Genomic DNA, 18,521 nt, shown 5'->3' with positions numbered 1-18,521 from the left:
TAGCTAGGGGCTCAGCGCTTCTCCGCCAGGCCCTGCATCCGCTTCAGATAGCGCGCGAGTACATCAATCTCGAGATTGACTTGATCGCCCACGCCAAGCGCCCCCAAAGTCGTCACTTCGCCGGTGTGCGGGATGATGTTGAGCATGAAGTCGCAGGTTCCATCAGGCCGATCACGCACGTCGTTGACGGTCAACGAGACGCCGTCGACCGTGATCGATCCCTTGGTCGCGATGAATGGGGCCATTTCGGCACGCGCCCTGATGACCAGTTTCCAACTGTCACCGACCTGCTCTGCCAGGACCACTTCGCCAACCGAGTCGACGTGGCCTGTGACGATGTGCCCGCCCAGCTCATCTCCGACCCGCAAAGACGGCTCAATATTGATGCGCGCGCCTTCGTTCCACATGCCCTCGCGCGTGCGGCTTACGGTCTCGCCTGAAACATCGACATCGAACCATGCGTCGCCGGCAGAGCCACCCTTGTCGACCGCGGTAAGGCACACGCCCGAGCACGCGATGGAGGCGCCGATGTCGATCCGCGCTGCGTCAAGCGGCGCGGCAATGCGCAGGCGCAGATCGCCGCGCTGATCCGCTTTCGTGATGGTGCCAATGGCGGTGACAATGCCGGTGAACATCTCGTTTTCCTTTGAAGGCTTTCTGGCGCTCGGGATGAGGCGAGCGCGTTCAGGTGTGCTCGTATCGCTCAAACACATCGATGCCAAGCTGGCGTCGCTCTTTGAGTTGCCAATGGCCATGCGCTTCAGACAGTCCCCCAAGGCCAATATCGCCCAAGGCGCTTTGCCCTGCTCCGATCAGTATGGGGGCGCGGTAGATGTGGAGTTCATCGACCAGTTGCTCGGCAAGGAAGCTGGACGCCGCCCCTGCGCCACCTTCGACATAGAGATATTGGACGTCTTTCACGTCGTGAACCTGGGACGGGCGATTGATCACTTGCACATTGTCCGGCGCGACGCCGCGGCTGAGCAAGAGCCGTTTGGGGCTGCGTTCCTCCAGCCCATCGAGCCGCACGTCGAGTCTGGGCCTATCGGCGCGCCATGTTCCTCCACCAACGAGAATAGCGTCCTGCCGTGCGCGCTGGGCGTGGACATGGGCGCGGGCCTGCTCGCCTGTGATCCACTGGCTTTCACCATGCATAGTCGCAATGCAGCCATCCAAGCTGGTTGCGAGTTTGAGAGTGATATGCGGGCGACCCTTTTCCGTGCGGCTGAGATAGCCAGCGATGCTTGCGCTAGAGGCCTCATCTTCGAGCACTGTCACAGCGATCCCTGCCTGCTCGATCCGCTTTACCCCGGTGCCAGCGGTGCGCGGGTCAGGGTCAAAGGCGCCGACCACCACGCGAGACGGGCGCGCTTTGACGATCAGGTCGCTGCAGGCCGGACCGCGCTCGGATTGGTGGGCGCAGGGTTCTAGCGTGACGTAAAGTGTCGCTCCCTTGGCTTCACCTTCGCCCAGTCCGCGAAGCGCCATGGCTTCGGCATGGGGGCGGCCTCCCGCTTGGGTCCAGCCGCGTCCAATGACGCGCGCGACATCGCCATCATGCCGGACGAGCAAAGCAGCAACGCCCGGATTGGGATGAGCCAGTGGTCGTGCGCGCGACGCCAGACGCGCAGCGGCGGCCATCCACTCGGCGTCGGTGATGGAATTGAGCTTTATGGCGTGTCACTCTCGGGTGCAGCTTCGGACGCGTCTTCTTCCGAAGTCCGGCCCATCAGCTCATCCAGCCGCGCTTGTTCTGCAGCGGCCGCGGCGGCGCGCTCCTCTTCCCCGCGGCGTTCAGCCTCTTCGACGTCCATTCCCGTGGCAGCGCCCAAGGCTTTATAGAGGTTGCGCTTGCGTTCTTCGAGCGCCTCCTGCTGGGCCGCGCGCAGTTCCTTCACCTCCTGATTGGCGATGTTGGAGGCAATGATCTCTTCATCCGTGCGGTCTGGCCCGTAGCTGGTAATGTATTCGATTTGCGGACGCTCAGGTTCAGCATAGACTGTCTCGCTCGACAGCCACACGAAAATCAGCCCAAAGGGGGCCATCGACACGGCAAGGATCGGGATGCGCCACGGATTCGGCTTCTTGAACTCGTTCCAGAAGTCGAGAATGCCGGGAGCGGGATTGAAACGTGAATCAGCGAGGAAACCCATAATGCTCACCAATATAGAGCGAGCATGGGGGCAAGGCTAGACTTCAGCGGGCTTAAGGATATTCAACCGAGATCGGAATGCGCCCGCGCAAGTTTCCTGACGCGTTGGTCTGCGCTTCGATCAAGAGGGTTGCGGCAAAGTTGAACTCCAACTGGCCGTTCGCATCCAGCCGGGGGAAGCCTTCCAGATCGGTCACGATATCGCGCAGCCGGGCCTGGCCACCTGCAGGGTCGCGCATGGAAACCTCTCCGGGCAGGCCAATCACGACTTCCTCAAACGGAGCGCCCGTGATTGTCGCTTTGCCAGTGATCGGCATACCGCCCAGATCATCACCATCGCCGATGACCGTCTTTTGCCCGGTGGAAAGATCAAGGATGACCCGCGCCTCACCATCGCCCAGCAGGACCACTCGGCCAAAGTCGATGTCGCTTTCGATCGTGATGGTCAGCCGCTGGCAATTGCGGCCATTGTTGCCGTTGCCATTTCCGTTGCCGTTGCCGTTGCCATTCCCGTTATTGTTGCCATTGCCGTTGCCGCGGCAGCCCGGAGGCAGATCACAATTGGGGCAATTACCCTGCGCACGCGCCTCCATCCCGGTGCCAACAGGCGACAGGATCAGGAGGCCTAGCAGGGCCAAACACAGGGAAATTCCCCTAAACATGACTGCAATTTAAGCGAACAGGGTTAACGAAAGGCTACGCGAAGTGACGAAGCCCTCTTGGAAGGCACAGGGCCTATCCAAAGGTCGTGTAAAGGTCGCGCCCATTTGTTTTCAGCCAGCGATCCGCCTGCCCGATGTCGCCTTCGTACAGCTCGCCCAGAAGAGCGTGGAAGGCGGGGCTATGGTCGAAGTGTACTAAATGCGTGACCTCATGCGCGGCAACCGAACGCCGGACATAGTCTGGGGCCTGGATCAGCCGCCAGTTGAGGCGGATGCGCTTTTGGCCGGAGTGCGCCCCGTCCGAGCAGCTCCCCCAACGCCTTTGCGCACGGGAAAGACCGACCGGCACGGGGTCAAGCGCCGCTGCCTCGGTGTAGTCGGCAATGTCGGTTTCGAAGAGCGCCAGTGCCTCTTTCTCAAGCCAGCGTTTGAGCCGCCCTTCCAGCCCTGCCTCAGGGCCGCCAAGCGTGATGGCTTTGCCTTCGACCTTGGGTTTGCGCGGGGCTTTGGCGTCCCACTCAACGGTCAGCCTCTCGCCGCGATAGAGCACTTCGCTGCCCGGTCCCGGTGCGAGGCGTTGCGGTATCCTGGCGTGCTGCTCGGCCAACCAATCGCGCCGGGCATGGGCAAAAGCGATTGCCTCTGCGCTGCGCGCCCATTTGGGCAGAGTGATCCGCACCTCGCTGCCATCGGGCGCCATCCGCAAGGTCAGCCGCTTGGCAGTGGGGTGACGGCGCAGAGCGATGGGGACGATGGTGCCCTCCAGATCAATCTCAGGCTCTAACGCCGATTTCTTGAGCCAGTCGATCACGCCGCATTCCAATCGACGATGTGGTGCTCAATGGGGCCAGCATCATCCTCGCTGATGACCCGGCCCGCGACCGATATGCCGGCGCGGACCACGTCCTCGCGGTCGCCGCTGATGAGGTAGTGCCATTCGGGCAGGGGGCGTCCAGCGGCGCGCACCCGGTAGGCACAGGTCGAAGGCAGCCAAGGCACGTCCTCAACAATGCTCAGGGTCAGCCGCAGGCAGTCAGGTACGAAGGCCTTGCGGTTTTTGTAATCGGTGCATTGCGCAGTGCTGCAATCGAGCAGTTTACACGCGACATTGGTGTCTTCGATCTCGCCCGTGTCAGCATCTTCGATCTTGTGGAGGCAACAGCGCCCGCACCCATCGCACAAAGCCTCCCACTCCGCGCGGGAGAGCTGGTCGAGAGGCAGCTCCCAGAATTTATCCCTGAGGGTCACCTCACCCATTTGGCGAGTTCTTCCGTGACTGCATCCGCGCCCAGGTCAGACGGCAGGATCGCGATGGGATCACCCTCTGGGCCGAACAGCAACGTCGTGCGCGTGTGGTCCATCATATAATTATCGTCCGAGGAGCCATCGACGCGGGTGTAGGAAGCCAGAAATTTGGATGCCGCGTCCTCAAGCTGATCGGGGGTTCCAATCAGGCCGATAAGGTCGGGTGAAAAGGCATTGGTGAACTCATCCACCACCTCGGGCGTATCGCGCTCTGGATCGACCGAGATGAAGATCGGTTGGATCTGCGCTGCCAGCTCGGGTTCGTTCTCAGCGAATTGCTCCAGCCCTTGAATGGTGCGCTGAATGTCGGTTGGGCAGATGTCGGGGCAATAGGTGAAGCCGAAATAGACAATGCGATAGCGACCATCAAAGTCCGACCAGCGCACGGTCTCTCCGCTAGTATTCGACAGCTCGAACTCTCCGCCAATCGTCGCACCGGCAAGGGGTGGTTCAACCGGTTCAGGCGCTTGGGCCGCGCATGCGCTCAGGGCCAAGGCAACAGGCGCAAGGATGCCAAGCGTAAGAGGCTTTGCGAGGGCGTTCATGGTCTGCTAATTGCACTCCGAAGATAAGGAGCGCATGGACCAAGTGGGTCCAAACAGGGCGCTTCCTCGTAACAATAACACTAACAAGAATCTGGCAGTTCTTGCTAAAGGATCAAGGCGTGATTTCGACAGTTTTGCGCAATTTTTGCGGCTATTCGCGTTTCGCGAGGGCAATTGTAGCGGCGGCGTTTGCCGGCGCGCTGGCGGTTGGAGCCGCCAATCCCGCTCTCGCTCAGTTCCAGTCAGAGGGCTATCAGTTCCTCGAAGCGGTCAAGGATCGCGACGGGGACACCGCGACAGAGATGCTCAACCAGCCGGGTACGCAGGTGGTCAATACCCGCGATATCACGACCGGAGAGACTGGTCTGCATGTGGTTGTCGCGCGGCGCGATGTCTTGTGGGTGCGGTTCCTACTGCAACGCGGTGCAAACCCGAATATCCAGAATAATGACGGCCTCACGCCCTTGCAGCTTGCTGCGCGGCTTGGCTTTGTCGATGGCGCAGAGGAGCTGTTGAAACGCGGCGCGCTAGTCGATGTCGCTGACAGCCAGGGCGAAACCCCTCTGATCACCGCAGTCCACCAACGCAATGTCCCGCTTGTCCGGCGCTTGCTCTCCGAAGGGGCTGACCCTGATCGCAATGACAATTCCGGACGCTCAGCGCGCGATTACATGGAGCTGATGAGCGGCAATTCGCTGCTCGTTCGCGAATTTGAGATCGCCGACGAAGCGCGCGAAGGCTCGACCCAATCCCAGCAATATGGACCCTCTTTCTGATCATGAGCACCACCCAAACCGATTTCGCCGACATGACGCTTGATGAGCTGCGCGTGGCGCTCGCGCCCGATATCGCGGCTTCTGCGATCTTTGATGGGTGGAATGAAACCGCTCTGGAAGCGGCAGCAGAGATGGCAGGGGCTGATGTCGACATCGCCAAACTCGCTTTCCCGAGCGGACCTTCTCAGGCGATGGATATGGTCGATGCATGGATTGCCAGCGTTGATGCGGCCATGGAAGAGGCTTGGCCGCAAGAGAAACTGGCACAGCTGAAAATCCGCGAGCGCATCCGCACTTTGGTTGCATTCCGGCTGGAGGCTGTGGAGCATATCGATGAAGCCGTCCGCCGCGCGATGGCGGTCATGGCGATGCCTCACAATGCGCCGCGCAGTTTAAAGATCGGCTGGCGTTCTGCGGATATCATGTGGCGGCTCGCCGGTGATACCGCGACCGATTACAACCACTACACCAAACGCGCGATCCTCGCCGGCATCTACAGCGCGACGCTCGCTGTGTTCGTCAATGATGACAGCGAGGGCAAGGCCAAGTCCTACGAATTCCTCGACCGGCGGATCGACGGCGTGATGAAGTTTGAAAAGGCCAAGGCGCAATTCCTCAACAAGGATATTGAGATGCCGAGCCTCTCGCGCTTCCTGGGACGGCTGCGTTATCCGAGCCGGTAAAGCCAGCGGTTCAACTCAACACCATTAAAACTCCATATCGGAAGTGGAAAAGCCGCCAGGCGTCTCGCCTCGGCTCGAAGCCTTCCCTATTGTCGTGTCAGAGAATCGCGCGCAGCTTTGCCTGTGCGCTTCAAATCGACAGGGAAGGAATTTTCGATGGCGGGTTCGCTCAATAAGGTCATGCTGATCGGCAATCTGGGCGCGGACCCGGAAATCCGTTCGTTCCAGAACGGCGGGCGCGTCGCAAACCTGCGCATTGCCACATCGGAAAACTGGAAAGACAAGAATACCGGCGAGCGCCGCGAAAAGACCGAATGGCACACGGTCGCAATCTTCTCTGATGGCCTAGTCAATGTGGTGGAGCGCTATTTGAAGAAGGGCTCGAAAGTCTTTGTCGAAGGCAAACTGCAAACCCGCAAATGGCAGGACCAAAGCGGCAATGATCGCTACTCGACCGAGGTCGTGATCCAGGGCCTTGGCGGCACTCTCACCATGCTTGATGGCCGCGGTGACGGCGGCGGCATGGGCGGCGGAGGCGGCTCAGGTGGCGGCTATGGCGGCGGCGGTCAGGGTGGCGGAAATCAAGGCGGCGGCTGGAACCAAGGGGGCGGAGGCTCTGGTGGCGGCTCAGGCAACGGGGGGCAAGGTTCCGGCGGTGCCGGTGGCGGGGGCGGCTATGACGACCTCGACGATGACATCCCGTTCTAAGTAGGGGTAGCGCGAAATTGGAATTGTTCAAAGGCCTTGCGGGAAACCGCGAGGCCTTTTGTTTTTGGAGAATGGCGATCCAAGCTGCCAGGCAGGCCGAGAGCTAGTCTTTGACCAATCCCTTAAGCGCAGCTGCAAGGGGGCCTTCTTGCTCGCCCTCCGCGACAATACCGGCCGATTTGCGGGCGGCATCGGCGGTTGGACCTTCGGCGTAAGGGTCGATGGCCAGGCCGAGGGTTTGCGCCACAGCTTCGCCTAGGTCGAAAGTGTCGCCGGAATATTCGATCTCGTCGCAATCATCGGCTTCGAGCTCGACTTCGATCTCGCCGTCTTCATCGGTGGCTGGATCGAGCGTGCCTTCTTCGACAAAGCGCAGGTCAATGACCTCGTCAATTGCAGCAGGGAAATCCTCGCCCGATATCGCGCAGGATTGGCGGATGGCGGCTTTGAGCGTGCCTGTCGCTTTGATTGCAGAGCCGCGCAGTTCCACATCAATGCTCGCATGCAGCCGGTCGACACCGGGCAGGCTAAAACGGGCCGCCAGCGCAGCGCGCTCACTCGCATCGGCGTCGATCACAATCGGTTCAGCGGGCAGGCCCTTGACCTTGATCGGGCGCGACAATTCGCTCGCACCGGGCGCCATTACTGGACGCGTCCTTTGAGAAGGTCTGCATCGCTCACATTTTCGAGCCGCTGCGATAAGGCGATCAAGCGGTCCGCGATACGCCCGGCGCACACCTCCTCGTTCACGCCTTCGCGCAAAGTGACATTGCGAGAGATAGCCGCGACCAGCTTGTCCCGGTCGCGCCCTTCGTTTTCGGCTGCGCCATCTGTGCTGAGCGCGCTGCGATAGGCGCCGAGCCGTCCGCCAAGCACGCTCATCAATTTGCCCATGCGCTTGCTCATCACGACGTCATTGACGCCGAACTCGCGCAATTGGCCGTCCATGTCCTCGACGAAAAGCTCCGCCAGCAGCGCGCTTTCAGAGCGCAGGTCACTTGCCTCGACCCGCACCATCACAGTGCACAGGACCGCAGTGATCAGATCGAAGCGGCCAGCGACTGTGTCAGCCACCTCGCACTCGCTGTAGAATGCAGGCTCACGGGCCAGCTCGACAACGCGGTGCCACAAAGGGCGCACGCTTTCGCGCGGGTCAGGGCCAGTGCCGAGCAGCTTGGACAAAAATGACATTAACAAACCTCAAGACTAGTGCTGTTTCTCAGCAATTCACTGGCCATTCACGGGGCCTCTTGCAGCGAGGCTCCAGCAGTGGGCGATGCGTGGCGCTTATGCGTTGGCTTCGTTGAAGGCCCCATTGCATGACATGCCGCCACGCCTTAAGGCCAGAGTGGATATAGGTCGCGTGGCTCACGCGGCAAGAGAAAGACACGGACGGGAATTGAACCGATAATGGTTTTGAACGCTGGGAATAAGCAATCGATCCTGAAGAGCCGCTTTGCCAAGGCCACGATGCTGGGCTGCGCCGTTCTGGCGCTGGGCGCGTGTTCCTCGATCCGCGAATCGCGTGGCTTTGTGAATGACCCCATTCTGGTGAGCACTGTGCAGCCGGGAATTGACAATCGCCGCTCTGTCGAGGGCGCGCTGGGTCGTCCTACGTTTGAGAGCCAATATGGCGAGAACACCTGGTATTACATCTCCAGCGTGACCGGCCGCCGCCCGTTTGTGCGCCCGCGCATCCGCGACCACTTTGTCCTTGCGGTGAAGTTTGACGAGGCGGGCAATGTCGAGAGCGTCGGTCGCAGTGGTGTTGAAGAAGTGACCTTCCTGCAGCCTGACGGTGACAAAACGCCGACCCTGGGCCGGGAGCGAGGCTTCCTCGAAGATCTGTTTGGCAATATCGGCCAGGTCGGCAGTGGCCCTCCGGGAGCCGGTGGACCCGGCGGTCCATAGCGCGGACGATAATACGTCAAGCTTGACGCATTTCGCGCAGCGCCCATATCGCTTCGCATGAGTGATAATCAAAACAGTCACGGCCTTACTCAATGGCACGGAACCACGATCATCGGCGTCAAGCGCGGTGACAAGGTGGTCGTGGCCGGGGATGGCCAGGTCTCCATGGGCAACACCGTGATGAAGCCCAATGCGCGCAAGGTGCGCCGCATCGGTGAGGGCGAGAAAGTCGTTGCCGGATTTGCTGGCGCGACTGCCGACGCCTTCACCTTGTTTGAGCGGCTGGAGAAGAAGCTGGAGCAGTATTCGGGCCAATTGACCCGCGCCGCGGTCGAAATGGCCAAAGACTGGCGCACGGACAAATATTTGCGCAATCTCGAAGCTTTGATGATCGTGGCGGACAACGAAAGCTTGCTGGTTCTGACTGGCAATGGCGATGTGCTGGAACCTGAAGGCGGGATTGCGGCGATCGGTTCGGGCGGAAACTACGCTTTGGCAGCCGCGCGCGCACTTGCAGACTACGAAGACGACCCCGAACAAATCGCACGCAAGGCGATGGCTGTTGCGGCAGATATCTGCGTCTTCACCAATGGCAATCTAACCGTAGAAACGGTCTAGGAAACACCTCCACATGGATAATCTTACTCCCAAGGCGATCGTCGCCGCATTGGACGAACACATCATTGGCCAGAAGGACGCCAAGCGCGCGGTTGCTGTGGCGTTGCGCAATCGCTGGCGGCGGCAACGGCTGGGGCCGGAGCTGAAAAACGAGGTCACGCCCAAGAACATCCTGATGATCGGCCCGACCGGCTGCGGTAAAACCGAGATCAGCCGTCGCTTGGCCAAGCTGGCCGAGGCTCCCTTTGTGAAGGTCGAGGCGACCAAGTTCACTGAGGTTGGCTATGTCGGCCGCGACGTTGAACAGATTGCGCGCGATCTGGTCGAGGAATCGATCAGGCTCGAAAAGGAACGCCGCCGCGAAAGCGTGCGCGAAGCGGCTTCCGAAGCGGCGATGGAGCGCCTGCTCAACGCGCTGGTGGGCGAGAACGCCTCTGAAGCAACGCGCGAAAGCTTTCGCGAACGCATCGTCCAGAACGCGATGAACGAGGTTGAGGTCGAGATCGACGTGACAGAGGCCCCCAACACTCCATTCGATATGGGCAATATGGGCGGCAATATGCAGATGATCGACCTGTCCGACATGATGGGGAAAGCATTCGGGAAAAAGCCGACCAAGCGCCGCAAACTGCGCGTGCCGGAGGCTTGGGACAAGCTGGTCGACGAAGAAGCGGACAAGCGTCTTGATGACGAAGATGTCGCCCGCGTCGCGCTCCAGAATGCGGAGACCAACGGGATCGTCTTTCTTGATGAGATCGACAAGATCGCTGTCTCCGATGTGCGCGGTGGCTCAGTCAGCCGCGAAGGCGTGCAGCGCGACCTTCTGCCGTTGATTGAGGGCACGACGGTCGCGACCAAGTACGGTCCGATGAAGACCGACCACGTGCTGTTTATCGCGTCAGGTGCGTTCCACGTCGCCAAGCCCTCTGACATGCTGCCAGAGCTGCAAGGCCGCCTGCCGATCCGCGTCAATTTGCGCGCGCTCACGCAGGAGGATTTTGTCCGCATCCTGGCGGAAACGCGGGCCAATCTGGTCGAGCAATACCGCGCTCTACTGGGCACGGAAAAGGTCGAGCTCGACATCAAGGAAGATGCCGTGAACGAGGTCGCGACCATCGCTGCTCAGGTCAATGAAAGCGTCGAGAATATCGGCGCGCGGCGGTTGCAAACGGTAATGGAGAAACTGCTCGAGGAAATCAGCTTTGAAGCTGAAGAGCACGAAGGCGAGACGATCACCATCGATGCTGCCTATGTGCGTGAGCGTTTGGGCGATCTTGCGGGTGATGCGGACCTGTCCAAATACATCCTTTGATCGCTTTTTCAGCACTTTATGTCGGATCGCTCCAAGCCGGTCAGCGATGCAACACCTATTTACTGGTCCAGCAATTGCACCAAATGCATAGGATCAAGAATGAAACCGGGCAGCGTCAAAGATTTGAAGGCCATGTTGGTGAGCATGGCTCCCGTGCTCTCACCGCGTGCGTGGAGCTTTCAGCCGATTACGGACGACGCCTTCATTCCCCCAACTGCGTTTGCTGTGATCCGCGAGGAGGAGGGCATGACCTGCATTCTTCCCGCTCCTGCAGCGGCCAAGGATGTTCCGCAATTCGCGAAGATTACGCTAAGCGTGCATTCCGATCTGGAGGCGGTGGGATTGACGGCGGCTGTTTCCACCGCGCTCGCAACGTCGGGGATCGCTTGCAATGTGATTGCAGGGCTACATCACGATCACCTGTTTGTCCCGTGGGAGGACCGCGAAGAGGCGCTCGCTCTGCTCGAACGGTTGAGCCGCGACGCGCATCGTTAAAACTCTCGATTAGAGCTAAGTCGGTTTAGGGTTAAGCGGAGCAGTTGAAATCAACGGTCCGAAGCGCTCTAACCCTTTGGACGAAGATCCGGGCGAACGCTGCCCGACCCCAAGTTCAAAGAGCCGTTCAACCGATGATCCGAAAAATTCTGCTCGTCAGCGCCGCTGCAATGGGCCTTATTTTGACAAGCCCCGTTGCGGCCGATGATCACGGCGATGAGGTCTCCGCTGCGGCGCCTGCTCTTTCCGTGCCCAAGATCGAGTATTCGACATGGACGCTGGATAATGGCCTGACGGTGATCGCTTTGCCCGATCCCACTACCAGCACGGTTACAACTTCCGTCTGGTACGCCATCGGGTCAAAGCATGATCCCGAAGGGCGCGCAGGCTTCTCGCATCTGATTGAGCACATCATCAGTCGCAAAACGCGCAACATGCCCTACAATCTGATCTACGACCTCACCGCCGATGTGGGGGGCACGCGTAACGCGTCCAACTGGGTCGACCGGACCAATTATTGGGAGCAGGTTCCAGCTGAGTATCTCGAAACGATGCTGTGGACTCACCGTGAGCGGATGGCGAATGTCGTCATTGACGAGCAGGTGTTCGAGACCGAGCGCGGCGTTGTCATTGAAGAGCTGCGAGAGAGAGTGCTTGCGCCGCCCTATGGCCGATTGCAGCGCTTTATCCTGCCTGAAAACGCCTATGATGTGATGCCGCATCGCCGTCCGGGAATTGGCTCAATCGCTGATCTGGAGCAGGCGACGCTGGATGACGCGCGCGCCTTTTATGAGGCTTACTACGGTCCCGGCACAGCAACGCTGATTGTCGCGGGCAACTTTGAAGAGGCGCGCCTGCGCGAGCTGGTTGAGACCTATTTCTCGGATATTCCGCCCCGCGCCAATCCGGTCGATCCGACGATCACCCTTCGCGAGCCTGCGCGTACTGCCCCTCGCACAGTCAACGCCACCGCGCCCAATGTCCCGCTGCCCGTGGTGGGCGGCGTGTGGAAAGCGCCTCCCTTGGCTCACTCCGATTCCGCCGCACTTGAAATGCTGGAGGCGGTCTTGTCGCGAGGCCAAAACAACCGGCTCGATAACGCTTTGGTGCGCACCGGTCATGCGTTTCAGGTCTCTGCCGGTGTGCAGCAATACCGCGAGGCGGGACAGATTGCGGTCTACGCTTTGGTCCGTGATGAAGAGCGAATGGAAGAGGTTTCGGCCATCCTCGATTCCGAATTGGAGCGGGTTCGCGCTGAACTGGTCAGCCCAGAAGAACTGGCCGAAGCGCGCGGAGAGATCATCTCCGCCGCCCTTAACCGGCGCCAAACCGCGCGGGGACGCGCATTTGAATTGGGCGAGGCTTTGATGGCGAGCGGCGATCCGGGCTTTGCAGATATCTGGCTGGAGCGGTTGCAGGCGGTCACACCTGACGACGTGCAGCGCGTCGCAGCGCAATATCTCGACCCTGAAACCCGCGTGACCATCACTTACACCGCCGGGCCAGCGGACGAAGCCGCCTATGCCAACCCTGTTCCAATGCCGAGCTTTGCAACCCTCCCTCCGCCTGTAGGTGAGGTTCGCTCCGTCCTGCCAGCAGATCAACGCGAGGCCGCGCCCAGCCCTTCGCAGCCTCCCCAGATTGCGTCGCCAACCATGGTCGAAGACCGGCTTGCCAACGGCATTGAAGTTGTCGCGGTTCAAACCGGCAATGTGCCGATTGCGACGATCACGATGGTTGTGCCCGGCGGCAGCAGAACCGATCCGCAAGGCCTCGCCGGGATCGCCAATATGGCCGCTGCGATTGCAGATACAGGCGTCAACGGGATCAGCGAAGGCGAGATCGCGGCCCGCTTTGAGAGCCTTGGCGCAAGCTTTGCTGGCGGCTCAGGCAGCGACGGAACCAGTTTCAGCCTGACCGCTCCTGTCGCGAACATGCCTCAGGCTGGGGAGCTCGCCGCAGGCATCGTCAAAGGTGCGATCTACCCTCCGCGCGAATTTGAGCGGGAGCGCCTGCGCGCCATCGACAGTTTGCAAGTCGCAATGAAGGATCCCGGCAGCATTGCCCGCTATGCCGCGCGCGCTGTGGTGTATGGTGATGCGCCCTACGGCTCGCATCCGGGCGGCACGGTTGAGAGCCTGTCCGCGCTTACCCGCGATCACCTGCTGATCTACCGCCAGCGCTTCATTCACCCGGCGCGGATGAAGGTGGTGGTGTCAGGCGGAATGGAGCCCGAAGCGGCCTTCGCTTTGGTTGAGGATATGCTCGGTGATTGGCAAACGCCCTTGCGCCCCGCGCCAATTGCGCAGGACCCGGCAGGCGATGTGCTTCCGGTGCGCACCATCGTCATCGATGTGCCAGAGGCCGGACAGGCCGCAGTGCTCGCAGCGGTGCGTGCGCCCGCGCGTGACCATCCCGATTACTTTGCAGTTGAACTTGCCAATGCGGTGCTGGGCGGGGGATCGAGCGGTCGGCTGTTTGAAGAAGTGCGCACAAAGCGTGCGCTGAGTTATGGCGCTTATTCTGGCTTTGGCGACCGCGCCGATGATGCGATCCTGACCGCCTTTGCGCAGACCAAGAACGAGAGCGCGGGCGAAGTGGCGCGAATATTTCTCGCCGAGTTTGAGCGGATGGCGAGCGAGCCGTTGACTGACGACCTGGTCGAACGTCGCCGTGCTTATCTGACGGGCAGACAGGCAAGGGCGCTTGAGACCAGCAGCGGTTTCAACCGGATTGCGGCTGAAGCCTTGTTGCAGGGGCTCAGCGCGGATGAAGCGGTGCGGTTTAGTGAACGGCTTGAGGCGGTGACGCCGGAAGATGCGATCACGGCAGCGAGAGCCTATCTCGATCCTGACAAAGTGACCTTGATCGTCGTCGGCGATGCCGCGCAATTCATGGATGAGTTAGCATGGCTCCGCGAGAATATTGAGGTGATCACGCTGCGTGATCTGGACTTGGCTTCGCTCGGCATGGAAAGCGCTGCAGCGCTGTCGGACCAGCAATAGGCCTACTTCGCCGTCACCGGCTCCTCGTCTTGTTGCTCTTGCGCTTGCTGGGTCCACATTTCGGCATAAAGCCCGCCTTGCGCCAGCAGCTGCGCATGCGTGCCGCTTTCCGCCAGTTCTCCGCCGTCCAGCACCAAAATGCGGTCGGCGTCGGCAATCGTTGAAAGCCTGTGGGCAATCGCAATTGTCGTGCGCCCCCGCGCCAACCGTTTGAGCGTGCCGAGGATCTCCCGCTCAGTCCGCGTGTCGAGCGCGCTGGTTGCCTCGTCCAATAGCAGGATCGGAGGGTTCTTCACCAGCGTGCGCGCAATGGCGACGCGCTGTTTTTCTCCGCCGGACAGTTTGAGACCACGCTCACCCACCAAAGTGTCAAAGCCATCTGGCATACGCTCTATCAGAGGCATCAAGGCCGCATCGCGCGCAGCACGCTCGACCGTCTCGTCGTCCGCGTCTTCGGCTCCATAAGCGATGTTGTAGCGGAGCGTGTCGTTGAAAAGGACCGAATCCTGCGGGACGATGCCGATGGCCGCGCGCACACTGTCTTGCGTTGCGGTCGCAATATCGGTCCCGTCGATCAGGATGCGTCCGGATTGCGGGTCGTAGAAACGGAACAGCAACCGGCCAATTGTGCTCTTGCCAGCACCCGACGGACCAACAATCGCCAGAGTTGATCCAGCGGGCACATCGAAGCTGAGGCCTTTGAGGATCGTTCGCCCGTCCTCATACCCAAAGGTGACGTTGTCGAAATGGAGCGCTGGCTCCTCGAAGCTCAGCGGCTTCGCGTCGGGCGCATCCTCCACCTCCATCGCGGTGTCCATCAGGCTGAACATCTGCGCCATATCGACAAGGCCCTGCCGGATCGTGCGATAGACCCAGCCGAGCAAATCAAGCGGGCGGAAGAGCTGCATCAGATAGGTGTTCACGAAGACCAGGTCGCCGACGGTCAGCTTGCCCTGGCTCCAGCCCCAGACGCTGAACGCCATTGCGCCTGCCATCAGCGCATTGGTGATGCCTGACTGGACAACGTTCAAAAGCGCGAGCGAGTTTTCTGACTTGACCGCTGCCTTGGCATAGGCGCGCGCGGCATTGCCGTAACGCTCTTCCTCGCGCCGTTCTGCTCCGAAGTATTTGACCGTCTCAAAATTGAGGAGCGAGTCCACCGCGCGGTGCAGCGCTTGCCCATCGAGATCGTTCATCTCGCGCCGCAGCTTGGTGCGCCATTCGGTGATCGTGCGCGTTGCATATATGTATGCGAAAACCGCAAGGGCGGTCGCTGCGACCAGCTCCCAGCCGAAATTTAGGTAGAAGATCACGCCCACTGCGATCAGCTCAATCGCGGTCGGAGCAATGTTGAACAGCAGGAAATAGAGCATCATGTCGATGCTCTTGGTTCCGCGTTCGATGATCTTGGTGACCTCGCCCGTTCGGCGGCTCAAGTGGAAGCGCAAGGAGAGGCGGTGGAGGCGGTGGAAGACGTCTTCGGCAAGGCTCAGCGTCGCCATCTGGCCGACACGCTCAAACGCCACATTGCGCAAATTGTCGAACATTAGCGAAGTGAAGCGACCCAGCACGTAGGCGGCGACCAGCGCCATCGCGACCTGCGCGCTTGCGGCTATGTCGTCCGCCGCGCCCGATGCCTCCATCGCATCAACCGCGCCCTTATAGGCAAAGGGCAGGGCGAGCGTCGTTGCCTTGGCGGCGAGCACCAGCCCCATCGCAATGACGATCCGCCAGCGCAGGCCCGGATTATCGCGCGGCCACAGATAGGGCAGGAACCGCTTGAGTGTCGGCCAGCCTTCGGCCTCGGGCGCCGTCTTTTGATCGTCAGAGGTGGCTGTGTCGGGCGGCATGATAGGCCGCCCATGTGGGCGCGGGTGGGCTCTAGAACAAGGCGGCTTGTTGGTGTGCCTGCCAAAGACGGCCTATGCGGTGTGCGATTATCTTGCTCTTAGCCGGTTGCCTTGGCGGCGGGCGCGCCGCAATTCACGGGCGATATCGCGCGGCACATCGAATAGGATGCGCTGGCTGGAAAAGTCGATCGCAACCCGGTCAAACATGCGCAGATGCTGCATGCCTAGCGCGATCACTGGTGTGTCCTTCAATCCCAGCGCCTCAAACGCAGGTGCATCTGCAAACGCAAGAGGGACATTCTGCAAGGAAAGCCCTTCAATTGTCAGCGAACGGACAAAGGAAAGCTCCCCAACAATGTCCACGCCGTTGACGTCAGTGGTGACGATCTCTTCTGAGCGTTTTGTGCGGATCTGTTCGCGCAGGGCCATGTTGCCAATGCTCGCCTGCGCACCGGTGTCGATGATGACGGTTGCGCGCACCCCTTCGATCATCGCGTCGGTAATGAGCAACTGGCCCAGCTCTTGCCGGGCGCGCACGACGATCTCAAAGCCGCGCCTCTCATTCTCGACCTCGCTCATATCCTGCACCGCGATAGTTTCATCGCGAAAGTCGATGAGGACGCGGAAGTCCTGCAAGCTGTCGAGCCCAAGGATCCCATCTGCGCCGACATTGCGAGCATCCAGGACGGGAGACAGAATGTCGGTGACGGTGTGTGCCCCGAAAGACATGGAATCCACTTCGACCACATCAACCGGACGGCGGCTGGCCATGCCGACCAGAGTGGCGGTCCCAAACGGGGTCAGCTCCAGCCCCTCATTGATCTGGTGCGTTACAGCAGTCGCCTGACTGCCCGTGTCGATCATGAAGTCATACGGCCCACTACCTTCGACCATGACCGGCACGGTGTAGCGGTTATTGCGGTCCTCCTCGATATCCAGCACGTCGGTCGCCGGATCGGTGAGGTTGGGAGCAACGGCGTCGAGAGGCGCAGTTGACGCGGTGGCGGGAGGCTCAACTGCAATCGCGGCTGATGAGCTTGCGCCCAAAAGGCCCGCGGCGAGTGTTCCAATCATTGTCATGCGGCGATCCTCTCATTTCTCGAACTAGAGAGTATCAGACAAGCAGCGATGCCCCAAATGCGCTCAGGCGACAGCGGGCGCTGTCTCACGATTGCGCAGCATCGCCCAAGTCTCTCGAACGATCCCACGATAGCCAAACCAGAAGGTCGCTCCATAAGTTGCCGCGCCAAGGGCGGCGTGGAATGCGAGGGCGAGGAGCGGGCTGTCGATTGCGATCAGCTGCTGCGCAAACAGAACCACCACAGCCATTGCCGCGCAGGCCAGAGCAATCGGGGTAACCGCTTCGATCAGAGCGAGGGGGCTCACACTGATTCGCGGCAGAGTGACGCACAGAGTGACCGCGCAAAGCACCGGTGCGGCCAGCCACCATGCATGGACCAGACCCATCGCTCCATCCTGCGCGCCCCAAAGGAAGAGGGCCGGAAAGATCACAGCGCCGGCAATGCTCGTAAACAGATAGACTTTGGGCCGCCCCATCGCGTTGGTCACGGGAGAGCAGATGAGATGCAGAGCAAATGCGGGCATCACCAATGCGAGCCCGGCGATAATCGGGATGAGGCCGATCCACTTCTCTCCCATCAGGACAAGGATGGCGTTCTCGGCCGTCAGCGCCAGACCTATGTATAGAGGTGCGCTCACCATCATGACCATTCGAACGGTCTTCAGAAAATAGGGGCCAAGCGGCTTCTTCGCCCGGTGCAGCTCTGAATAGGCGGCGAGAGCGACTTCGTTGATCGGCGGGATAAAACGCCCGGTCACAATTAGCGCAAGGAACAGGGCTTGGGTATATAAGCCAAGGTCATGCGTCGGCAGCAAGCGACCGGCGATGACGACATCGCTTTGGCTCTGGATGATCCAGAACAGTTGGCACGCCGTCAGCGTTCCTCCGAATGTGACAAGATCCCATGCGCCGCGCGGATCGAAGACCGGTTTGATCCACAGGCCCGCCGCGATGGTCATGCCCACTGCCCTTGCGACAAAGATCGAAAGGCCCGCATAGATCAGAGCCCACACGCCCCAGCCAAGCCATGCGAGCAGCAAGGCAGTCAACGCTCCGACAAGAGCGCTGCCCATATTGACCTGGCCCTGTTTGCGAAACTCAAGCTTGCGCGCAAGCCATTCTGAGGGGAGGGCTATGAAGGGAATCGTCAGGAATATCGCCGCCTGCACGCGCAGCAGGTCGGCGACCACGGGCTCTTCAAAATAGGCCGCTGCCATCGGGGCGAAGAGGAACTGGATGCTGGCAAGCAGAATGTTGGCCAGCAGCAGCATGCCAAAGACTTGCGCAATCCGCCGCTCGTCCAGACGGTCTGTCTGAACAATAGAAGTGGCGAAGCTCTGCCCGTTTAGAAAAGCGAGAGCGGTCACGACCACTTGGCTCATGGCGAACAGACCGTAATCCGAGGGGTCCAGCAATCG

Annotated in this window: 20 protein-coding genes (1 of these 20 running past the window's edge); 8 read left to right on the top strand and 12 right to left on the bottom strand. The window is 60.5% G+C overall.

Features of this window, described 5'->3' with window-relative positions:
• Positions 1-11 precede the first annotated feature (11 nt).
• The 7 genes from AC0V6X_RS10550 to AC0V6X_RS10520 all read right to left on the bottom strand — a co-directional run bounded on the left by AC0V6X_RS10550 (position 12) and on the right by AC0V6X_RS10520 (position 4,664).
• Positions 12-635, bottom strand: a complete 624-nt coding sequence (locus tag AC0V6X_RS10550) for a riboflavin synthase (protein ID WP_486184501.1) — start codon at positions 633-635, stop codon at positions 12-14.
• Positions 636-684: 49 nt separating this feature from the next.
• Positions 685-1,674, bottom strand: coding sequence for a bifunctional diaminohydroxyphosphoribosylaminopyrimidine deaminase/5-amino-6-(5-phosphoribosylamino)uracil reductase RibD (gene ribD, locus AC0V6X_RS10545; RefSeq protein ID WP_486185569.1), 990 nt, complete (start codon positions 1,672-1,674; stop codon positions 685-687).
• Positions 1,671-2,153 carry a hypothetical protein gene (locus AC0V6X_RS10540; protein WP_486184500.1) on the bottom strand — a complete coding sequence of 161 codons (483 nt, stop codon included), beginning with the start codon at positions 2,151-2,153 and terminating at the stop codon, positions 1,671-1,673. Before AC0V6X_RS10540 ends, ribD begins: the two co-directional genes overlap by 4 nt.
• Before the next feature lie 52 nt (positions 2,154-2,205).
• Positions 2,206-2,790 (bottom strand): DUF4402 domain-containing protein, encoded by a 585-nt coding sequence (locus AC0V6X_RS10535; RefSeq protein ID WP_486184499.1) that lies wholly within the window; start codon positions 2,788-2,790, stop codon positions 2,206-2,208.
• A gap of 97 nt (positions 2,791-2,887) precedes the next feature.
• Complete coding sequence (locus tag AC0V6X_RS10530) at positions 2,888-3,625, bottom strand: M48 family metallopeptidase (protein ID WP_486184498.1); 738 nt, start codon at positions 3,623-3,625, stop codon at positions 2,888-2,890.
• Positions 3,622-4,071, bottom strand: a complete 450-nt coding sequence (locus AC0V6X_RS10525; RefSeq protein WP_486184497.1) for a YcgN family cysteine cluster protein — start codon at positions 4,069-4,071, stop codon at positions 3,622-3,624. Before AC0V6X_RS10525 ends, AC0V6X_RS10530 begins: the two co-directional genes overlap by 4 nt.
• On the bottom strand, positions 4,059-4,664 hold the full coding sequence (locus tag AC0V6X_RS10520; RefSeq protein WP_486184496.1) for an SCO family protein: 606 nt from the start codon (positions 4,662-4,664) through the stop codon (positions 4,059-4,061). The genes AC0V6X_RS10525 and AC0V6X_RS10520 overlap by 13 nt, the downstream gene beginning before the upstream one ends.
• Positions 4,665-4,783: 119 nt before the next feature.
• Between AC0V6X_RS10520 and AC0V6X_RS10515 the strand changes: the two genes are divergently transcribed.
• The 3 genes from AC0V6X_RS10515 (at position 4,784) to ssb (ending at position 6,831) form a co-directional block, all read left to right on the top strand.
• Entirely contained in the window at positions 4,784-5,440 is a 657-nt protein-coding gene (locus AC0V6X_RS10515; RefSeq protein WP_486184495.1) for an ankyrin repeat domain-containing protein, read from the top strand.
• A 2-nt stretch (positions 5,441-5,442) separates the two neighbouring features.
• Positions 5,443-6,123, top strand: a complete 681-nt coding sequence (locus tag AC0V6X_RS10510; RefSeq protein ID WP_486184494.1) for a COQ9 family protein — start codon at positions 5,443-5,445, stop codon at positions 6,121-6,123.
• A gap of 156 nt (positions 6,124-6,279) precedes the next feature.
• Positions 6,280-6,831, top strand: coding sequence for a single-stranded DNA-binding protein (gene ssb / locus AC0V6X_RS10505; RefSeq protein WP_486184493.1), 552 nt, complete (start codon positions 6,280-6,282; stop codon positions 6,829-6,831).
• Between the two features lie 103 nt (positions 6,832-6,934).
• Here the strand turns inward: ssb and AC0V6X_RS10500 are convergent, their stop codons facing one another.
• Together AC0V6X_RS10500 and AC0V6X_RS10495 are read right to left on the bottom strand one after the other, a co-directional pair.
• Complete coding sequence (locus tag AC0V6X_RS10500; RefSeq protein WP_486184492.1) at positions 6,935-7,474, bottom strand: YceD family protein; 540 nt, start codon at positions 7,472-7,474, stop codon at positions 6,935-6,937.
• Entirely contained in the window at positions 7,474-8,022 is a 549-nt protein-coding gene (locus AC0V6X_RS10495; protein WP_486184491.1) for a ubiquinol-cytochrome C chaperone family protein, read from the bottom strand. Before AC0V6X_RS10495 ends, AC0V6X_RS10500 begins: the two co-directional genes overlap by 1 nt.
• Positions 8,023-8,241: 219 nt before the next feature.
• Here AC0V6X_RS10495 and AC0V6X_RS10490 point away from each other — a divergent pair, with 219 nt between their 5' ends.
• The 5 genes from AC0V6X_RS10490 (at position 8,242) to AC0V6X_RS10470 (ending at position 14,172) form a co-directional block, all read left to right on the top strand.
• Entirely contained in the window at positions 8,242-8,742 is a 501-nt protein-coding gene (locus AC0V6X_RS10490) for an outer membrane protein assembly factor BamE (RefSeq protein ID WP_486184490.1), read from the top strand.
• A 57-nt stretch (positions 8,743-8,799) separates the two neighbouring features.
• On the top strand, positions 8,800-9,360 hold the full coding sequence (hslV, locus tag AC0V6X_RS10485; RefSeq protein WP_486184489.1) for an ATP-dependent protease subunit HslV: 561 nt from the start codon (positions 8,800-8,802) through the stop codon (positions 9,358-9,360).
• Positions 9,361-9,373: 13 nt separating this feature from the next.
• On the top strand, positions 9,374-10,672 hold the full coding sequence (gene hslU / locus AC0V6X_RS10480) for an ATP-dependent protease ATPase subunit HslU (protein ID WP_486184488.1): 1,299 nt from the start codon (positions 9,374-9,376) through the stop codon (positions 10,670-10,672).
• 99 nt (positions 10,673-10,771) lie between these two features.
• On the top strand, positions 10,772-11,167 hold the full coding sequence (locus tag AC0V6X_RS10475; RefSeq protein WP_486184487.1) for an ACT domain-containing protein: 396 nt from the start codon (positions 10,772-10,774) through the stop codon (positions 11,165-11,167).
• A 134-nt stretch (positions 11,168-11,301) separates the two neighbouring features.
• Complete coding sequence (locus AC0V6X_RS10470) at positions 11,302-14,172, top strand: M16 family metallopeptidase (protein ID WP_486184486.1); 2,871 nt, start codon at positions 11,302-11,304, stop codon at positions 14,170-14,172.
• Between the two features lie 2 nt (positions 14,173-14,174).
• Here the strand turns inward: AC0V6X_RS10470 and AC0V6X_RS10465 are convergent, their stop codons facing one another.
• The 3 genes from AC0V6X_RS10465 to AC0V6X_RS10455 all read right to left on the bottom strand — a co-directional run.
• The gene (locus tag AC0V6X_RS10465; protein WP_486184485.1) at positions 14,175-16,022 is read right to left on the bottom strand and encodes an ABCB family ABC transporter ATP-binding protein/permease; all 1,848 of its coding nucleotides are present in this window, start codon (positions 16,020-16,022) and stop codon (positions 14,175-14,177) included.
• Positions 16,023-16,109: 87 nt separating this feature from the next.
• Positions 16,110-17,102: an aspartyl protease family protein gene (locus AC0V6X_RS10460; protein WP_486184484.1), complete on the bottom strand. Its 993-nt coding sequence runs from the start codon at positions 17,100-17,102 to the stop codon at positions 16,110-16,112.
• A 63-nt stretch (positions 17,103-17,165) separates the two neighbouring features.
• On the bottom strand, positions 17,166-18,521 hold the 3' portion of the coding sequence (locus tag AC0V6X_RS10455; protein ID WP_486184483.1) for a lipopolysaccharide biosynthesis protein. 177 nt of this gene lie beyond the right edge of the window; the window shows 1,356 of its 1,533 coding nt (coding positions 178-1,533); its start codon lies off the right edge, out of view; its stop codon occupies positions 17,166-17,168.

The sequence above is a fragment of the Erythrobacter sp. S267 genome (assembly GCF_057365045.1).
Note: the sequence above shows the minus strand (reverse complement) of the source record. Positions and strands in the feature narration are given on the sequence as shown.